The organism is Thioreductor micantisoli (assembly GCF_055392745.1).
On sequence record NZ_AP043760.1, the window covers coordinates 454872 to 473025 of the forward strand.

The following is an 18154-nucleotide window of genomic DNA, read 5'->3' on the forward strand; positions in this document are numbered from 1 at the left end:
TGATATAATATCCTCTTACAACTTTTAAAGGTTTATAATGCTAAAATTGACTACACAAGAAATTCAAATGAAAATATTACTGTTTTTTTATAAAGAAGGTTTAAAATTATTTAAAAAAGGAGCTGTTTTAAAGTGTAATATAATAGAAAATAGTGATAATTTTGTTAGGTTAAATTCTACTATAAAAGATGATAAAGAGTATATTCAAGATATTAAAATTACAAAAGATGAAACTCTTAATATAGAAGGAAAATGTTCATGCCAAATAGGCTATAATTGTAAGCATGTAGCCGCGTCTTGTTTATATTATCAAAAAAATTTACAAGATATGAAATATTCATCTCTTGATTTGTGGATTAACTCTCTTGAAAAAGTTAACTTAAATGAAGAATTTTATATATATAAATTAATTAGTGGTGCTATTTATCTTTATCAGGTTAAATTATTAAAAACAAAAGTTCCATCAAAAGGTAAAAAAGTAAAACTTTTAGCTCATTCTTCTTATTTAGAAGATGAATATGATAAAGAAATTTTACCAATTCTTAGAGGATTAAGTGATTTGGATAGTAGAGATTGTTGTGTAGATAATTTTAGAGGGAAATTAGGTAATTTTGCATTAAAAACAATAATAAAGTTTAAAAAATTATATATTGAAGATAATAAAGAGCCAGTAACTCTTAAAAAAACAGATAATTTAAAATTAAAATTTGAAAAAAATGAAGAAGATAAATATGTTTTAAAAGTAGATAGTAATAAAGAATTAATCTCATCAAATCCTCCATTTTTTATAAATAAAAAAGAAAATTGTTTAGAAGAAATAGATATTGACGGTAATAACTTATCTAAGATTTTAGCATTAAAACCAGTTACATTTAAAGATATTACAAAAGTTGCAAATGTAATTTTGAAATATTTAGATGTGGATTTGTTAGTTCCAAAAGAGATAAAAACAAAAATTGTTGAAATTTCTCCAATACCAAGAATTTTTCTTTTTAATGATTCTTTTAAATTAGATTTTAAATATGATGATTATATATCTTTTTTTTATCCAAGGCGAGATAAAAAAGAGTTTTTCGAAGATGATCATAAAATTATAATTATTAGAAATTCACAAAAAGAAGAAAATTATAAAAAATTAATAGAAGATAGCTTTGGTTTTGAATTTGATAAATCTAATAATAATATTTTTGTTTATTTAGAAAAAAATAGTAAAAAATTGGAACTTTGGAATATATTTTTCAATAGTTTAGAAAAATTGAAAAATGATGGGTGGATTATTGAAAAAAGTGAAGATTTTGATTTGGTTTTTGATAAGAATTCTAAAATAGTTTTAGAATCAGATGAAAAAGATGGATGGTTTAATCTGTCTTTTGAATTTGAATTTAATGGTAAAAAAGCACCACTTGCACCATTGGTATCGTCAATTATAAATGAATTTGAAGATTTAGAACTTTTGCCTAAAAAATTATTTTTAGAAGTTAATAAAAACTATTTTGTTGAGGTAGAAAGTGATACTTTAAAACCTATTATTAAAACAATAATGGCTTTGTTTGAGAAAAAAGAAAAAAATGGATTGAAAGTAACTCTTGCAGATGCTGTTTTATTGGATGAGCTTGAAAAGTTAGAGATAAAAGGTAGTAAAAAAATATTTGAAGTTGCTAAAAAACTTAAGAATTTTGAAGGGATTAAACAAGTAAGCCTTCCTAAAAATCTAAAAGCAGAGCTTAGAGATTATCAAAAAGATGGTCTTAATTGGCTGAATTTTCTATGGGAATACTCTTTTAATGGAATTTTAGCTGATGATATGGGACTTGGAAAAACAATTCAAACATTAGCGCATTTACTTAGATTAAAAGAAAATGAAAAATTAAAAACTTCACTCATTGTAGTTCCAACTTCCTTGTTAGCTAATTGGAAAAATGAGATAGAAGAATTTACTCCAGATTTATCTAAAATATTATTATATGGAAATAATAGGAAACATATTTTTGGTGAATTAGATAAATATGATATTGTAATTACTACATATGCTGTTTTAACAAGGGATATTAATAAATTAAAAGAGTTTGAATTTGATTATATTATTTTAGATGAAGCTCAAAAAATAAAAAATCCAAATGCGAAAGTTAGTTTGAGTGTAAAACTTTTGAAATCCAAACATAAATTAGCATTAAGTGGAACACCAATTGAAAATCATTTAGGGGAAATTTGGTCAATTTTTAGCTTTTTAATGCCAGGATTTTTGGGTAGTTATAAATTTTTCAAAGAATATTTTCAAAATCCTATAGAAAAAGAGAAAGATTTTGCTAAACAACATTTGCTTCATAGAAAATTAAAACCATTTATTTTAAGAAGAACGAAAGAGAATGTAGTAAAAGAGCTTCCACCTAAAACTGAGATTATAAAATATACACAATTTAATGAAAAACAGGCTAAACTTTATGAGACTATTCGTGTAACTATGGAACAAAAAGTAAAAGAAGCTATTTCAAAAAAAGGTTTAAATTCAGCTCATCTGACTATCTTAGATGCACTTCTCAAACTTAGACAAGTGTGTTGCGACCCAAGGTTACTAAAACTTGAAAAAGTAATAAATCAATCAGCAAAGCTTGATCTATTTCTAGAAATTGTAGATGAATTATTACTTGAAAATAGAAAAATATTAGTTTTTTCACAATTTACTTCTATGCTTAAAATTATTGAAGAAGAACTTCAAAAAAGAGAAATAGAGTATGTAAAACTTACAGGTGCTACCAAAAATAGAGAGAAAGTGATAAATGAATTTAAAAAAGAGAATATTCAAATATTTTTAATTTCACTAAAAGCTGGGGGAGTTGGCCTAAACCTAACAGAGGCAGATACTATTATTCATTATGACCCTTGGTGGAATCCAGCTGTGGAAAATCAAGCAACAGATAGAGCTTATAGAATAGGGCAAGATAAACCGGTATTTGTCTATAAATTGATTGTAGAAAATACAATTGAGCAAAAAATAATAGAACTTCAAAATAAAAAAGCAAATATGCAAAAAATTATTTATGATGAAAATGATTCAACTTTCGATAAAAGTGAATTGTTGGATCTTTTGAAGTGAGTTTTTAAATAGTGTATAATTTCATAAAAAAAGGAAAAAAATGTTAATAGGATTTTTGATAATATTTACTCTTTATATTTCATTTAGAGTAGGACTTGATATTCACGAAAGTTTTTACATAAAAGAAGAAGCTAGTAAAGAAGCTGTGTTGATGCAGAGGAAAGAGTATTTAGAAGCTGGACTTTATGCAGTTTATAAAAAAATTATAGATGTATTTGATGCATTAAGTTCATTTTTGATTGTTGTGGTTTTGCTTTCAGGTGGGCTTTGGCTTATAAACTATTTTGATAATAATAATTCTTTAGTTACTATTTTTTCATATTTTGCATTAGTTTATATAGTTTCATTGCCGGTTGTTATTTATTCAAAAATTATAGACAAAAAATTTGGATTTAACAAATCAAGTTGGAAACTTTTTATAGTTGATGAGATTAAAAAAATAGCTCTTTTTATTATTATTGGTGGGGCTGTGTTTTGGGCACTTGTTTACTTCATAGATAATTTCAAAAACTGGTGGCTTATTAGTTTTGCTTTTGTATTTGTTGTGATTTTAGCAATCAATATGCTTTATCCTATTTTTATGACGCTATTTAATAAATTTACTCCATTAGACAATGAAGAGTTAAAAGAAAGTATTGAATCTATTATGGATAGAGTTGGATTTAAAGCGAGTGGAATTTTTGTAATGGATGCAAGTAAAAGAGATAGTCGTTTAAATGCCTTTTTTGGTGGGTTTGGAAAAACTAAAAGAGTAGTTTTGTTTGATACATTAGTGCAAAAACTTACTCCAAAAGAGATTTTAGCAGTTTTAGGACACGAGCTTGGTCACTTCAAACATAAAGATATAATCAAAAATATAGCAATGATGGCAGTTATGATGTTTGGACTTTTCTTTATAATTGGAAATTTACCAGATAGTTTATTTGATGGACTTCATATTCAAAAAAATGCTGGAAATATTTTAGTTTTAGCTTTTATTGTTGGAGAAGTTTATTTCTATTTCTTATCACCTATAATTAATTTAATATCAAGACATAATGAATTTGCAGCCGATGAGATGGGTGCCGAGCTTGGAGATGCTTCTAATTTAAAATCAGCTCTTATTAAACTTGTAAAAGAGAATAAATCATTTCCAAAATCAAGTAAAATTTATTCACTTATGTATCATTCACATCCAAGTGTTTTAGAAAGAATAGAAGAGTTGGATAAAAAATGAAAATATGGGAAGTTGCTAAATTAAACACTTTTCCAAATTTTTTTCTATTTTATGGGGATGAGTTTTTTTTATCGATTTATGAAGATAAGATAAATGAACAGACCAAAAATAGTGAAGTTTTAAAGTTATATTTTGATGAATATAATTTTGATATTGCAAAAAGACATATTTCTCAAAATTCTCTTTTTGGAGATAGTAGCACTCTTATAATCAAAACAGATAAATGGCCCAAAGATATTGATAAACTTATAAAACTTTTAAAGGGGAATAATTTATATATTTTTTTTAGTGGAGAAGATAAAAAAGCGAAAACTAAACCTTTTGGTAAAAATTTTGTCAGATTTTTCAAGCCTGAACTAAAAGATTTGATAATCGCTTCAAACGAATATTTGGCTAAACGAAATAAACAAATAGATATAAATCATCTAAAATATTTAATAGCAAAAATTGATTATAGATTTTTGTTTCGTGAACTTGATAAACTTATGCTAGTGGAAAAAATAAATAATGATATCATCGATAAATTAGTTTTTAATTTTAATCAAACAAGTTTTGATGATGTATTTGATACGCTGTTTGAAAAAGGTGATTATTTAGAAAAACTTAGATTTTTACTCGGTCAAGGAGTTGATGAAACTCAAATTTTGATGGCTTTTAGTAGATATGTTAAAAATTTATATCTTTTTCATCTGTATATTAAAAATTTTTCTTATCAAAATGTTTCAAAAGAAAGTTTAGGTTATCAAATTCCACCTCAAATGGAAGCTAAAAGAAAAACATTTGCTTCATCTCTAAAAGAGCAACAATTTTATGAATTTCTTAAGATTTTACTCAAATCTGAACTTGACATCAAATCAAGTAAAGATAAAACAGCAGTGCTTTTCGCTACATTTATAAAAATAAAATTACACTTTAATTGACAAAAAGTACTTATTTGTATATACTTAATAAAAAAGGTTGAATATGGAAGCAATTACTAAAGTTTTTAGAAGTGGAAATTCTCAAGCTATTAGAATTCCTAAAGAATTTAGATTAAATACAGATACAACAAAGATTATTTCAAAAGGTAATTATCTTATTATCCAACCTATCAATCAGAATGTAAGAAAAGGATGGGATGAAGCATTTAAAAAAATGAGGAAAAACAGTGATGATACTCTTTTAATTGATGATGTATTTGACGAAGATATAGATGTATAGTCAATATTCAATAGTTTTAGTAAATTTAGATCCAATTATCGGAGCAGAAATAAAAAAAACTAGACTTTGTGTTATTATCTCTCCAAATGAAATGAATTTTAATATCAATACTATTATAGTAGCTCCAATGACTTCAAAGTCAAGAAATTATCCTACCAGAGTGAAAGTTAATGAAAATTCTTATATTGTTTTAGATCAAATTAGAACAATAGACAAACAAAGAGTAATTAAAAAATTAGATGAATTAGATATAGAAATAATTTTACAAATTAAAGAAGTTATAAAAGAGATGTTAATTGAATAAATAATAAGATAAAAAAACATTAAAAAAAGAAATAATAAAAATAAAATCACAGTTTAATTGAATTTAACGAAAAATTATAGTAAAATTGCAAACTTAAAATTATAATAAGGAGAACTTGATGAAAAGAACATATCAACCAAGTAAAATAAGCAGAAAAAGAACTCATGGATTTAGAAGTAGAATGGCTACAAAAGGTGGAAGAAGAGTAATTAATGCTAGAAGAGCAAAAGGTAGAAAAAAATTAGCAGTTTAATCACTTTAAAAACAAAATCTGAATTTAATAATATTTATAGAAAAGGTAAAAGAATCAATACTAAATGTTTTTCATTGATTTTTTTACCATCAAATGATGTTAAATTTGCCTTTGTAGTTTCTAAAAAAGTAGGAAATGCTGTTATTAGAAATAAAATAAAAAGAAGATTAAGAGCTATCAGTAGAGAGTTAGATATAAAAAATGGTACTTTTTTATATTTAGCTAAACCAAATATAAAAGAATTAAAATTTGAAATTTTAAAGAATGATATAAATAAATGTCTTTTGCAATTAAAGCAATAAATGTATATCAAAAATATATTTCCCCTATAACAGGAAGTAATTGTAGATTTTATCCAACATGTAGTGAATATTCAAAATGGTTGTTTGCTAATAGTGATGTAATTACAGCTACTTTTAAAACAACTACAAGAATATTAAGATGTAATCAGCTGTTTGAAGGTGGAATAGATTACCCTAAAATAAGATTTAAACCAAAAAAAATAGTATATGGAAAAATAATAGATATAAAGTTTTGGATAGTTCCTTATAAAAAAGATATTTATTATATTATAAAAGTATTAAAGGATTGAGATGAAAGATGAAGGAATGATGAAAAGAATAATAATAGCTACGGTTATTTCATTTGTATTTTTTATGGCTTATAGTTATTTTGTTATACAACCTCAAACTAAAGAAGCAAACAAGATAGAACAACAACAAGCTACTAGTACAAACACTACACAAACAAATAATCAAACACAAAATTTAAAAAAAATATCAAAAACAGAAGTAAAAAAAGCAAAAATTATAGCTACAATAAAATCATCTGCATTTGAAGTACATATTGATGAATTAGGAAGAATTTCACAATATATTTTAGAAAAAAATATTTTTAATGATAAAAAAGGTCATAAACTTAATTTATTGGGAGATAAACTTCCAAAACCTATGGAAATTAGATTTAAAAATGAAAATTTAAATAAAGAAGCTTTTCATACACCTGTAAGTATAGATAAAAGTGATGTTGTTTTAAATGGTAAAAAAGAAACAGTTACTATAACTCAAAAACTAAAAGAGTTAACTCTTAAAAAAATTATTACTTTTTATCCAGATGGTCATTATGATTTAAATGTAAAACTTTCAAAAAATGAGCCATATTTCTTAGCTGTTGGTTATGAGCCACAAGCTGCCACAAATATGTATGCATTTCATGGTGCTATTTTAGAAAATCCAGATGGCTCTTTGGAAAAAATTAAAGATGGTGATGCAGAAGAGAAAACATTTCATAATATGAAAATAGCTGCAATGGTTGATCAATATTATACAACTTTTATGTATAATCTTAAAAACCCTATGACAGTTATTGAAATGAGTGATAATGCAAAAGATGAGATTCCTATTTTATATATTAAAGGTGAACAAAATTTAAAACTAAATGGTTATATGGGTCCAAAATATGTAGAAGTTTTAAAGAATATAAATCCAGAACTTACAAAAGTAGTTGATTATGGGTTTATGACATTTATAGCTAAGCCTATGTTTAGCATTATTGTATTTTTATATAATATAGTTCATAATTGGGGTGTAGCTATTATTTTATTTGTTGTTTTAGTTAGACTTATTTTATTCCCTCTAACATATAAGGGAATGGTAAGTATGTATAAACTAAAAGAGATGGCTCCAAAAATGAAAGAGCTAAAAGAAAAATATGGAAAAGACCCACAAAAATTCCAAAAAAAGACAATGGAAATGTACAAAAAAGAGGGTGCAAATCCTTTAGGTGGATGTTTACCTATGATTTTACAAATTCCGATTTTCTTCTCAATCTATAGAGTTTTAATAAATGCAATTGAACTTAAAGGTGCAAGCTTTTTATGGATTAGTGATTTGAGTAGTATGGATCCATATTTTATATTGCCAGTATTGATGGGGCTTACTATGTATATGCATCAAAGAGTTACACCAAATAACTTTACTGACCCTATGCAAGAAAAAATATTCAAGTTTTTACCACTTATATTTACATTCTTTTTCTTTAGTTTTGCAGCTGGACTTGTATTATATTGGACAACAAATAATATTTTATCATTCTTACAACAACTTGTAATAAATAAAAAAATGAAAGCTATTGAAGAAGCTAAAAAGGAAGCGAAAAAATGATTTTTGAAGGTAAAACATTAGAAGAAGTTTATCAAAAAGCGAGTGATAATTTTGGTGTTTCAATTTCTGAGCTTCAAATTACAACTATTCAATCTCCTTCAAAAGGTCTTTTTGGATTTTTTTCTAAAAAAGCTATTATAGATGTTCAAGAACCTGAAGTCATAGTAAAATCTAAAAAAGAACAAGAAAAAGATGTAAAAGTAGAAAAAATTTTAGAAGAAAAGCAAGATAAAAAAGAAAATAAAAAAGAAACAACTGGGGTAAAACCAGAATATTTTGAGTATGAAATTGAACAAATTACTATCGAAGATGTAGTTAAATTAGCAAAAAAAGAAGTAAATGAACTTTTTAAATTGAGTTGTTTTGATATAAAAGAAATTGATGTAAAAGTTTATGACGATGAAACTATTATTTTTATAGTAAATGGAGAAGATGCAGCTCTTTTAATCGGAAAAGAAGGATATAGATATAATGCACTTTCAACTATGCTCTTTAATTGGATTTCTCAAAAATATGGATATAAAGTAAAACTTGAAATTGCTGAATTTTTAGAACAACAAGAAGAAATGATGAGAAAACTGCTTGAATCTTATATTCGTGAGATTGAAGAAAAAGGAAGATGTAAAACAAGAACTTTTGACGGTGTTTTAGCATATTTAGCTGTTGAGATTTTAAGAAGTGAATTTCCAGATAAATATGTGGCTATCAAAAAAAATAGAGATGGAAGTCAATATGTTGTGGTTAATAGGTTTTTAAATAAAGATGAATGATACAATAGCGGCAATATCCACTGCAAATGGGAGTGGGGCTATTTCTATCGTTAGAATGAGTGGACCTAATTCTCTCAAAATAGCCCAAAATCTAACCAAAACCACTTTTACTCCAAGAGTTGCAAAACTTGCAAAATTTTACAATTTAAATGACGAATTAATTGATATGCCTTTGGTTATCTATTTTAAAAATCCAAACTCTTTTACAGGTGAAGATATTGTGGAATTTCAATGTCATGGTGGAGTTGCGGTAAGTAGGCTTGTTTTGGAAAGTTTAATAGAGGCGGGTGCTAGACTTGCTGAGGCTGGAGAATTTAGTAAAAGAGCTTTTTTAAATGGTAAAATAGATTTAAGCCAAGCTGAAGCAATTGCCAAACTTATTGAAACAAAATCAAAAGAGAGTGTAAAGCTTTTATCCAAACAACTTCGTGGAGATTTAAGCCATTTTGTAGATGATATTAGAGATAAGCTACTTGAAATTATGGCTTATGTAGAGGTGAATATCGATTATGCAGAAGAAGATTTACCACAAGATTTGATAGATCAAATCAAAGATAGACTTAAAACTTTATCACAATTATTAGAAAAATCATTAATTGCATCTAAAAAAAGAGAAGCTATGTTTAATGGTTATAAAGTTGCAATTATTGGAAAACCAAATGTTGGAAAATCTTCACTTTTAAACAATTTACTTGATTTTGATAGAGCTATTGTAACTAGTATAGCAGGGACTACAAGAGATATAATCGAAGAAGAGATAACTATCGGAAGTCATATAATTAAAATAGTTGATACTGCTGGAATTCGTGATGATACAATTGATGAAATTGAAAAAATAGGTATTTCCAAAAGCCGCGCGGCTGCTGGGGAATCTGATATAGTTATTGCAATGTTTGATAATTCAAGAAAATTTGACGCAGAAGACGAAGCAATTTTAGAAATCATCAAAAACACAAATAAAGATGTCTTAGTTGTTTTAAATAAAATTGATTTAGAAACTAAATTTGATGAAACTAAATTTGATGAAACTAAATTAAATGAATTTGATATAATTAAAACTTCTCAAAAAGATGAAAATTATGAAATAGAGAAAAAACTTGAAAAAATTTTGGATTCTTATTCAAATACAGAGGATAATGTGCTAATTTCTCAAAGACAAGTAAAAGCTGTAGAAGATGCATATAATTCTATAAATGAAGCATATGAATTAATTGAAACGGCTGAGCTTGAACTATTTAGTTATAATGTACAAGAAGCAATTTTAGCAATTAGTAAAATTACAAAACCTTATGAACATGACGATGTATTAGACAAGATGTTTGGTAGTTTTTGTGTTGGAAAATAAGGAGTAGATATGTGTATGCCTACAAATTTTGGTAGTAAAAAAGATAAATCTTACAAAATTAAAGAGAAAAAAAAGAAAAAATCTGATTTTGATGATGACTTTTTTAATGATGATTTTCTAAAAGATGATAAAAATAAAAAAACAGATGAAACTTCTAATATCAAGTCTTGAACCTAGTGCAAATTTACACTTAGGAGAAATTTTAAAAAGAGAGAAGTTTGATATTGTTGGTATTTTTGATGAAAAATTTGGAGACTCATTATATTCAAGCAAAGAATTTGCTGTGATGGGTTTTTTGGATGTTTTACCAAAAATAAAAAAAGCAAAAGAAGCTATCAAAAAAATGGCCGAGCTTAGTAAAAACTGTGATAAAGTTTTACTAATTGATGGTCCTTCATTTAACATACCGCTTGCTAAAGAGATAAAAAAAGTAAATCCAAATATTGAAATAATTTATTATATTTTACCAAAAGTATGGGCTTGGAAAAAAGGAAGAGTAAAAGTAATTAATGAATTAATTGATAAAAAAGCTTATATTTTTCCTTTTGAAAAAGAGTATTGGGGCAAAACTTATGTAGGAAATCCACTTTTAGATGAAATTACTTCATTTAGAGATAATAAACTTTATAATCAAGTTGCTTTTTTAGCTGGAAGTAGAAAAAGTGAAATAAAATCTCTTATGCCTATTTTTAGAGAAATAGCAAAAAAAATTGATGTAAAAAAAGTGCTTGTAGTTCCAGAAAGTTATAAAAATGATATGAGTATTTATGGAGATATATCTCAGTTTAAAATATCTTTTGATACTCACGAAACTTTATTAAAGAGTGATTTTGCTTATATTTGTAGTGGAACGGCAACTTTGGAAGCAGCAATTATTGGAACTCCTTTTGTTTTGATGTATAAAGCTCGTCAAATTGAATATTTAATAGCAAAAATGTTTGTTAAATTAAATTATGTAGGTTTAGCAAATATTATTTTTGAAAAAGAGGGGTTAGAGAAGTATCACAAAGAGTATTTACAAGAGTTTGATATTGATGAATTAATAGATGATTATAAAAATACTAATTTAGAAGAGTGGCTTAAAAAGTCTCAAAAATTAAAAGAAATTTTAAAATTTGGAAGTAGTGAAAATGTTATAAAACTTTTAAAGGAATGAGAAATGAGACTATTACTTTTACTTTTACCATTTATGCTTTTTGCATCAAATGCAATTTTGAAACTTGACACAAAAGGTCATACGGCACAGATAACAGATATTATCGTTACAAAAAATGGGGATATAATATCTGCAAGTGATGATAAAACTATTAGAGTTTGGGATAAACAAGGACATGAAAAAAGAAAAATATTAGGACAAATAGGTGCTGATAGTGGTGAAATATATGCAATAGCATTAAGTCATAACGAAAAATATTTAGTAGTTGGAGGGTATTTAAATAATAATGGTAATTATGAGTATGGAAATATTAGAATTTACAATTATAAAACTGGGAAACTTATTAAAGTTTTAAAATCTCATAAAAATGTTGTATTGGACCTTTCAATAAGCAGTGATGACAGATATCTTATAAGTGGTTCAGGAGATAAAACTGCAAAAATATGGGATATTAAGCATAATTTTAAATTAGTTGATACTATTTATTTTCATACAAATGCAGTTTATGCAGTAAAAATTATAAAAAATCATAACAAATATTTTGCAGTTACTGCTGGATATGATAAAAAAATAGCTATTTATGATATGCAAAAAAGAAAAATTATAAAAAGTGATACTTTTAATTATATGCTTCAATATCTTGCAATAAATAAAATTAAAAAACATATTGCAGTTTGCGGATATGGAAATGAGATAAGAATTTATGATTACAATTTAAACCTTTTAAAAATTATAAAAAGTAAAACAGAGCCATCAGGACTGAATTATAGCCTTAATGGAAAATATTTAATTGCTGGATTTGGGGCACATCCTTATAATATAAATATTTATAATGTAAATAATAATTATTCATTAAAGTCATCATTTGAAAAACATACTAATTTAACTATGGCAGTTAATTTTATTGATAACCATACAGCAGTAAGTGGCGGTGGAAATAATAATGAAATATATATTTGGGATATTAATACTCTAAAAGTAAAAACAAAAATAGAGGGTGTTGGAAAAAGTGTTTGGAGTGTTGGAATAGAAGGAAATAATATTGCTTGGGGAAATATTTCTATGACACAAATAAATCAACACACACAACTTAAAAAATATATTAATTTAAATAATTTTAAAATATCATCTATTTATAATCAAAATTTTCATAGGATTTCTACTATAAATGGGGATTATTCTCTTTCTCATTCAAAAGGTGGTCCTTATGGATATGTTGATGCAGTTTTGAATGTATATAAAAGCAATCAAAAAATAGCATCAATTGTAAGAAATCCTTATAATGGATTAAATCATAGATGTTATGGTTGGTATAAAAATTATATTATTAGTGGTGGAAGTCATGGTCATCTTGAAATATATTCAAAACAGGGAAAAAAGATGGCAAATTTAATCGGACATACAGGAGAAGTTTGGTCTATTGCTATTGATGGAGATAGATTAGTTAGTGGAAGTGATGACCAAACTATAAAAGTATGGAATTTGAAAGAGTTGGATTATTTGAATAAAAGAAAATATGATGAAAAATATATTCAAGCAGTTATGAAAAAATATCATTATTCACGAAAAGAGGTAATAGAAATTGCTAAAAAAAGAAATATTGATATTTATTTAACTCCACAACTCTATCCAATGCTAAATATTTTCGTAAGTAAAGATAATGAATATGTAATTTGGTCAAAAAGTGGATATTATGCAAGTAGTGTTGGTGGTGATAAATATGTGGGGTATTGGATAAATCAAGGACCAGATAAAGAAGCGAGATATGTAAGTAGTGATAAATTTTATAAAACTTTTTATAGACCAGATATCATTAAATATATTTGGGAGTTGGGAAGTGAAGAAAAGGCAATTGCCTTTGCAAACAGAACAAAAAAAGTAAAAAAAATTGATGTTTTAAATTCACTGCCACCGGTTGTAACTCTTTTAAGTAATGACACAATAACAACTTTAAAAGATAAAATAACTATAAAATACAAAATTGAAAGTAATACTCCTATTAAAAAAGTGATTATTACTCAAAATGGTAGAAAATTAGATCGAAGAGCTTTAAGATTAAAAAAATCAAAAGGAGTTAAATCAATTACAATTGACCTTGAAAATGGAATAAACATAATCTCAATTCAAGCAAAAAACAGATATGCTTTAAGTGATGCAGTTTATCTAAACATAATTAAAAAATCTAAAACAAAAAATATTTTCAAACCAACTCTTTATATTTTGAGTATAGGAGTTAGTAAATATAAAAATAATGAATATAATTTAGAAGTAGCAGACAAAGATGCCGTGTCAATTGCTAAAATGTTTGAAGCTCAAAAAGGTAAAATTTATAAAGATGTAAAAGTAAAAGTTCTAACTAATCAAAATGCCTCAAAAGATAATATTTTAGATGCCTTAGATTGGATTGATAGAGAAGTTACAAGCAAAGATGTTGCAATGATATTTATTGCTGGACACGGAGTAAATGACGAAAAAGGAAAATATTATTTTATGCCGTATAATGCAAATGTTGAAAGATTAAGGAGAACGGGAGTTGCGTGGTATGAAATTCAAGATACTATAAGTGATTTACCTTCAAAAGTTATACTTTTAGCAGATACTTGCCATAGTGGTAGCATAATGGGAAATAGAAGAGATATAACTTCGGCAATCAAATCAATTGTAAATAGTGGAATCGGAAGTGTAATTATGACCGCAACTACTGGAAGTGGATACTCTTACGAACAAAACGACTGGGGACACGGAGCATTTACAAAAGCGATTTTAGAAGGAATAGCAAAAGATAAAGCAGATTATGACCACGATGGAATAGTTACTATAAAAGAACTTGATTTATATGTTACAAACAGAGTAAAACAACTAACAAAAGGTAAACAAAAACCAACAACAATTATTCCAAGAAGTGTGCCAGATTTCGCACTTAGTGCTAAATGAAAATAAAGGAATAAAATGAAAAATATAATTGCGGTTGTTTTTGATTTTGATATTACTTTGTCACCATATTTTCAACAAGATATAATTTTCAAAAAATGGGGAATTAAACCTAGCGAATGTTGGAGCAAGGCTAAAAAATTTATGCAAAAGGGATATGACCAAGAACATGCATATTTAAGATGTTTGATTGATTATAATAAACAAAAAGGCTATGTTCTTAATAATAAAAAACTTTACGAATATGGAAAAGAAATAGATTTATATGAAGGTCTTAGTAAAAAAAATAATCAGCACTCAATTTTTGATGATTTAGAAAATTTACTTAAAAAAGATGAATTTTCGGATGCAAATATTAAAATAGAGTATTATTGTATTAGTGGTGGAATTACCGAAATGATAGAAGGTGCGTTTGAGGCACATAATTTAAATTTTAGAGAGGTTTTTGCTTGTAAATTTGATGAAGATGAAAGTGGAAAATTAAATTACATAAAAGAGACAGTAGGACATACTATTAAAACTCAAAAACTTTATATGATAAGTAAAGGAGTTTCTCCAAAAAGAGGAGATAATCCAAACAAAGTAAATGAAAAGATAAATGAGCATAGAATTCCTTTTAGTAATATTATATTTTTAGGTGATGGACAAACTGATATCCCTGCTTTTTCTCTTCTCAAAAGAAATGGTGGAATTCCAATTGCCGTTTATAGAGAAGAAAAAAATTTTGATGGAAAGGTAAATGAAGAAAAAACATTACAAACTTATTCAAATGGATATCAATTAGCAATTGAAGCAAAAAGAGCAGAACAAATTTTACCAGCAGATTATTCATCTGGGAAACCTCTTAAAATGGCACTTTTAGGATATGTTGAAAAAATAGCAAAAAATATTGTAAGAGATTTGATATAATGATGAATAAAAATATATTTTACACTAACTAAAACATTCAACAATAAAACAAATTTTTTAACACTCCAAAAAGCTAAAAAGTGTCAACGCAAGCGGCCTTCGGGTTTGAAGCACACTTTTTTTAACGCTTTTTTTCGTTAAAATTTGTAGTTGTTTCATTTATTTAGTTTAGTGTTTAAATTTAGTTAATTGTTTTTAAAATAACTTTGATATAATTTTATAAAAAAAGGATAATTTTATGGATAGAAAAGAGCCAATGACGGAATATGGTTTTGAAAAACTTAGTAAAGAATTAAAATATATAAAAGAAAAAGCACTTCCTGAAAATGCAAAAGAAATAGAAGAAGCAAGACAACTTGGAGATTTGAAAGAAAATTCAGAATATCACGCGGCAAGAGAGCAACAACAACATTTAATGAGAAGAGAGTCTGAGCTTAGTGATATTTTAAGTTGTGCAGTTGTAGTTGATCCAAGTAAATCAAGTCATGCAAGAGTTAGTTTTGGAAGCACAGTTACACTCATTAATGTAGATACTGATGAAGAAGTTACTTATACAATAGTAGGGACACCAGAATCAAATGTAGAAAATGGACTTATTTCATACCATTCTCCACTTTCAAAAGCAATTATAGGTAAAGAAGCTGGAGAAGAGGTTGTAGTTAAATTACCAAGTGGAGCGGTAACTTATGAAATAGATAAAATTTGTTTTGAGGATATTTGTTTTGATTAATTTAAAAGTAAAAAAGTTATCAAATTTGGCCCAAATTCCAGAATATCAAACAGATGAAGCTGCAGGTTTTGATTTACATTCAATAGAAGATATTAAAATAGCACCACAAGAAAGAAAATTAATTGCTACAGGGCTTGCTTTTGATATTCCTGCTGGATATGAAATTCAAATTAGACCAAGAAGTGGCCTTGCATATAAACACGGAATCACAGTTTTAAATACACCTGGTACAATTGATAGTGATTACAGAGGTGAAATTAAAGTTTTACTAATAAATTATTCAGAAGAAGAATTTGAAATAAAAGTAGGTGAAAGAATAGCTCAAGCTATTATAAAAGAGGTTATTCAAGCTAAGTTTGAGGAAGTTGATGAGCTTAGTGAAACAAAAAGAGGTGAAAAAGGATTTGGGAGTACAGGAAAATGAAAAAAAGTGTAGCGATAGTAGGAGCAACTGGATATGCGGGGATTGAGCTTATTAAAATTTTAATAAATCATCCTAAATTTGAAATAAAAACTATTTTTTCAAGTAAAGGTGGAGAAAGAATTGAAGAACTTTATCCAGCTTTTAAAGGAGTTTTTGAAAAAGAGATAAAAAAAGCTGATATTGCCCAAATTGCAAAACATGATTTGGTATTTTTAGCAGTTCCTCACAAAACGGCGATGGATTTTGTAATTGAACTTATGAATGAAGATATAAAAATAGTTGATTTTTCTGCTGATTATAGACTTATTCAAGAAAACTATGAAGCTTTTTATGTAAAACATACAGATTCTAAAAATTTATCAAAAGCGGTATATGGACTTCCTGAATATTTTAGAGAAGATATTAGAAATACAAGACTTTTAGCAAATCCAGGATGCTATCCTACAGCTACCTTACTTGGACTTTTACCATTTAAAGAGTATATTGATGGAGCAGTTTTTGTAGATGCTAAAAGTGGAGTAAGTGGCGCTGGTAAAAAACTAAATGAAAATACTCAATATGTTTCTATAAATGAAAATATGTTCGCTTATAATCCAATAAATCATCGTCATTCAATTGAGATAAAAGAAAAAAGTGGGCTTGATATTAATTTTGTTCCACATTTACTTCCAATTACAAGAGGAATGATGATCTCAATATATGCAAACTTAAAAGAAGATATTGACCCGATAGAAATTTTGAAAGAAAAATATAAAAATGAACCTTTTATTAGAATAAAAGATAAACCAGTAGATATAAAAAGTGTAGCAGGGACTAATTTTTGTGATATATTTGCTATGAAAAATGGGAATAGTCTTTTTGTGAATACAACTATTGATAATCTTCTTAGAGGTGCATCTTCGCAAGCTGTTGTAAATGCAAATATTATGATGGGTTATGAAGAAAATATGGGAATTCCAAATATTGCATACATTCCTTAAAAATGGAGCAGTTTTTATAGCTGACTCTCATTATAAACATTCAAATGAAACTTTATATAATATTTTAACCCAGTTAAACAAAACTCCTCCAATCCAACTATTTTTGGTTGGTGATATTTTTCAACTTCTTTTAGATTTTCCATATTTAATAGAGTATAATAAAAAAATAATAAAGTTAATTAATTTAATTTCGAAAAAAACAGAAGTTTATTATTTTGAAGGAAATCACGATTTTTGTTTAGAAGATGTTTTTGATAAAAAGGTTATTTTACTTAAAGAATTAAAAAAAGATGATATTTGCATAAATCATGGAGATATATATATAACTGATAAATTTTATAAATTATATGTGAAAATTATTCGTCAAAAATGGTTTATGAAATTTATAAATATAGTTAGTTTTAATTTTATAAATAATTGGATGTTTAAAAAAATTTTGTCTAAAAATATAAAATGTGATCAAATGTATTCGTTTGAAGAATTAGCAAAAATGAAAATTAAGTTATATAAGGGTTGTAAATTAATTATAGAAGGGCATTATCACCAAAACAAAAGATATAAAAACTATTTGAATTTACCATCTTTATATTGTCAAAAATCTTATTTAAGGTATGAAAATAAACAATTTATAGAAATAAAAGTAAAATAACCTTAATTTTCTTGAAATAAGTGAAAAGTTA

The 18154-nt window shown here is 26.2% G+C and carries 19 protein-coding genes; all 19 read left to right on the forward strand.

What is annotated here, in order from left to right:
- Positions 1-37: 37 nt before the first annotated feature.
- Positions 38-3094: an SNF2-related protein gene (locus tag ACZ5OA_RS02475; protein ID WP_464907947.1), complete on the forward strand. Its 3057-nt coding sequence runs from the start codon at positions 38-40 to the stop codon at positions 3092-3094.
- A gap of 40 nt (positions 3095-3134) precedes the next feature.
- Positions 3135-4310 (forward strand): M48 family metallopeptidase, encoded by a 1176-nt coding sequence (locus ACZ5OA_RS02480; RefSeq protein ID WP_464907948.1) that lies wholly within the window; start codon positions 3135-3137, stop codon positions 4308-4310.
- Positions 4307-5230, forward strand: coding sequence for a DNA polymerase III subunit delta (gene holA / locus ACZ5OA_RS02485; protein ID WP_464907949.1), 924 nt, complete (start codon positions 4307-4309; stop codon positions 5228-5230). Before ACZ5OA_RS02480 ends, holA begins: the two co-directional genes overlap by 4 nt.
- A 43-nt stretch (positions 5231-5273) precedes the next feature.
- Positions 5274-5510 carry an antitoxin gene (locus ACZ5OA_RS02490; RefSeq protein ID WP_464907950.1) on the forward strand — a complete coding sequence of 79 codons (237 nt, stop codon included), beginning with the start codon at positions 5274-5276 and terminating at the stop codon, positions 5508-5510.
- Positions 5503-5814 carry a type II toxin-antitoxin system PemK/MazF family toxin gene (locus ACZ5OA_RS02495; protein ID WP_464907951.1) on the forward strand — a complete coding sequence of 104 codons (312 nt, stop codon included), beginning with the start codon at positions 5503-5505 and terminating at the stop codon, positions 5812-5814. Before ACZ5OA_RS02490 ends, ACZ5OA_RS02495 begins: the two co-directional genes overlap by 8 nt.
- A 118-nt stretch (positions 5815-5932) precedes the next feature.
- Complete coding sequence (rpmH, locus tag ACZ5OA_RS02500) at positions 5933-6067, forward strand: 50S ribosomal protein L34 (protein WP_464907952.1); 135 nt, start codon at positions 5933-5935, stop codon at positions 6065-6067.
- A 53-nt stretch (positions 6068-6120) separates the two neighbouring features.
- On the forward strand, positions 6121-6369 hold the full coding sequence (locus tag ACZ5OA_RS02505; protein ID WP_464908313.1) for a ribonuclease P protein component: 249 nt from the start codon (positions 6121-6123) through the stop codon (positions 6367-6369).
- The gene (yidD, locus tag ACZ5OA_RS02510) at positions 6345-6659 is read left to right on the forward strand and encodes a membrane protein insertion efficiency factor YidD (RefSeq protein ID WP_464907953.1); all 315 of its coding nucleotides are present in this window, start codon (positions 6345-6347) and stop codon (positions 6657-6659) included. Before ACZ5OA_RS02505 ends, yidD begins: the two co-directional genes overlap by 25 nt.
- A 1-nt stretch (position 6660) precedes the next feature.
- Positions 6661-8229 carry a membrane protein insertase YidC gene (gene yidC, locus ACZ5OA_RS02515; protein ID WP_464907954.1) on the forward strand — a complete coding sequence of 523 codons (1569 nt, stop codon included), beginning with the start codon at positions 6661-6663 and terminating at the stop codon, positions 8227-8229.
- Positions 8226-8999 carry a Jag N-terminal domain-containing protein gene (locus tag ACZ5OA_RS02520; protein WP_464907955.1) on the forward strand — a complete coding sequence of 258 codons (774 nt, stop codon included), beginning with the start codon at positions 8226-8228 and terminating at the stop codon, positions 8997-8999. The genes yidC and ACZ5OA_RS02520 overlap by 4 nt, the downstream gene beginning before the upstream one ends.
- A complete protein-coding gene (gene mnmE / locus ACZ5OA_RS02525; protein WP_464908314.1) occupies positions 8986-10344 on the forward strand; it encodes a tRNA uridine-5-carboxymethylaminomethyl(34) synthesis GTPase MnmE in 1359 nt (452 codons plus the stop codon). The genes ACZ5OA_RS02520 and mnmE overlap by 14 nt, the downstream gene beginning before the upstream one ends.
- A 9-nt stretch (positions 10345-10353) precedes the next feature.
- Positions 10354-10515, forward strand: a complete 162-nt coding sequence (locus ACZ5OA_RS02530) for a hypothetical protein (protein WP_464907956.1) — start codon at positions 10354-10356, stop codon at positions 10513-10515.
- A complete protein-coding gene (lpxB, locus tag ACZ5OA_RS02535) occupies positions 10490-11500 on the forward strand; it encodes a lipid-A-disaccharide synthase (RefSeq protein WP_464907957.1) in 1011 nt (336 codons plus the stop codon). The genes ACZ5OA_RS02530 and lpxB overlap by 26 nt, the downstream gene beginning before the upstream one ends.
- A gap of 3 nt (positions 11501-11503) precedes the next feature.
- Positions 11504-14434, forward strand: coding sequence for a caspase family protein (locus ACZ5OA_RS02540; protein ID WP_464907958.1), 2931 nt, complete (start codon positions 11504-11506; stop codon positions 14432-14434).
- Between the two features lie 15 nt (positions 14435-14449).
- Positions 14450-15340 carry an HAD family hydrolase gene (locus ACZ5OA_RS02545; protein WP_464907959.1) on the forward strand — a complete coding sequence of 297 codons (891 nt, stop codon included), beginning with the start codon at positions 14450-14452 and terminating at the stop codon, positions 15338-15340.
- Positions 15341-15578: 238 nt separating this feature from the next.
- A complete protein-coding gene (gene greA, locus ACZ5OA_RS02550) occupies positions 15579-16070 on the forward strand; it encodes a transcription elongation factor GreA (protein WP_464907960.1) in 492 nt (163 codons plus the stop codon).
- Positions 16066-16494 carry a dUTP diphosphatase gene (gene dut, locus ACZ5OA_RS02555; RefSeq protein WP_464908315.1) on the forward strand — a complete coding sequence of 143 codons (429 nt, stop codon included), beginning with the start codon at positions 16066-16068 and terminating at the stop codon, positions 16492-16494. The genes greA and dut overlap by 5 nt, the downstream gene beginning before the upstream one ends.
- The gene (gene argC / locus ACZ5OA_RS02560; protein ID WP_464907961.1) at positions 16491-17474 is read left to right on the forward strand and encodes an N-acetyl-gamma-glutamyl-phosphate reductase; all 984 of its coding nucleotides are present in this window, start codon (positions 16491-16493) and stop codon (positions 17472-17474) included. The genes dut and argC overlap by 4 nt, the downstream gene beginning before the upstream one ends.
- Positions 17431-18123: a UDP-2,3-diacylglucosamine diphosphatase gene (locus ACZ5OA_RS02565; protein WP_464907962.1), complete on the forward strand. Its 693-nt coding sequence runs from the start codon at positions 17431-17433 to the stop codon at positions 18121-18123. Before argC ends, ACZ5OA_RS02565 begins: the two co-directional genes overlap by 44 nt.
- The last annotated feature ends 31 nt before the right edge of the window (positions 18124-18154 follow it).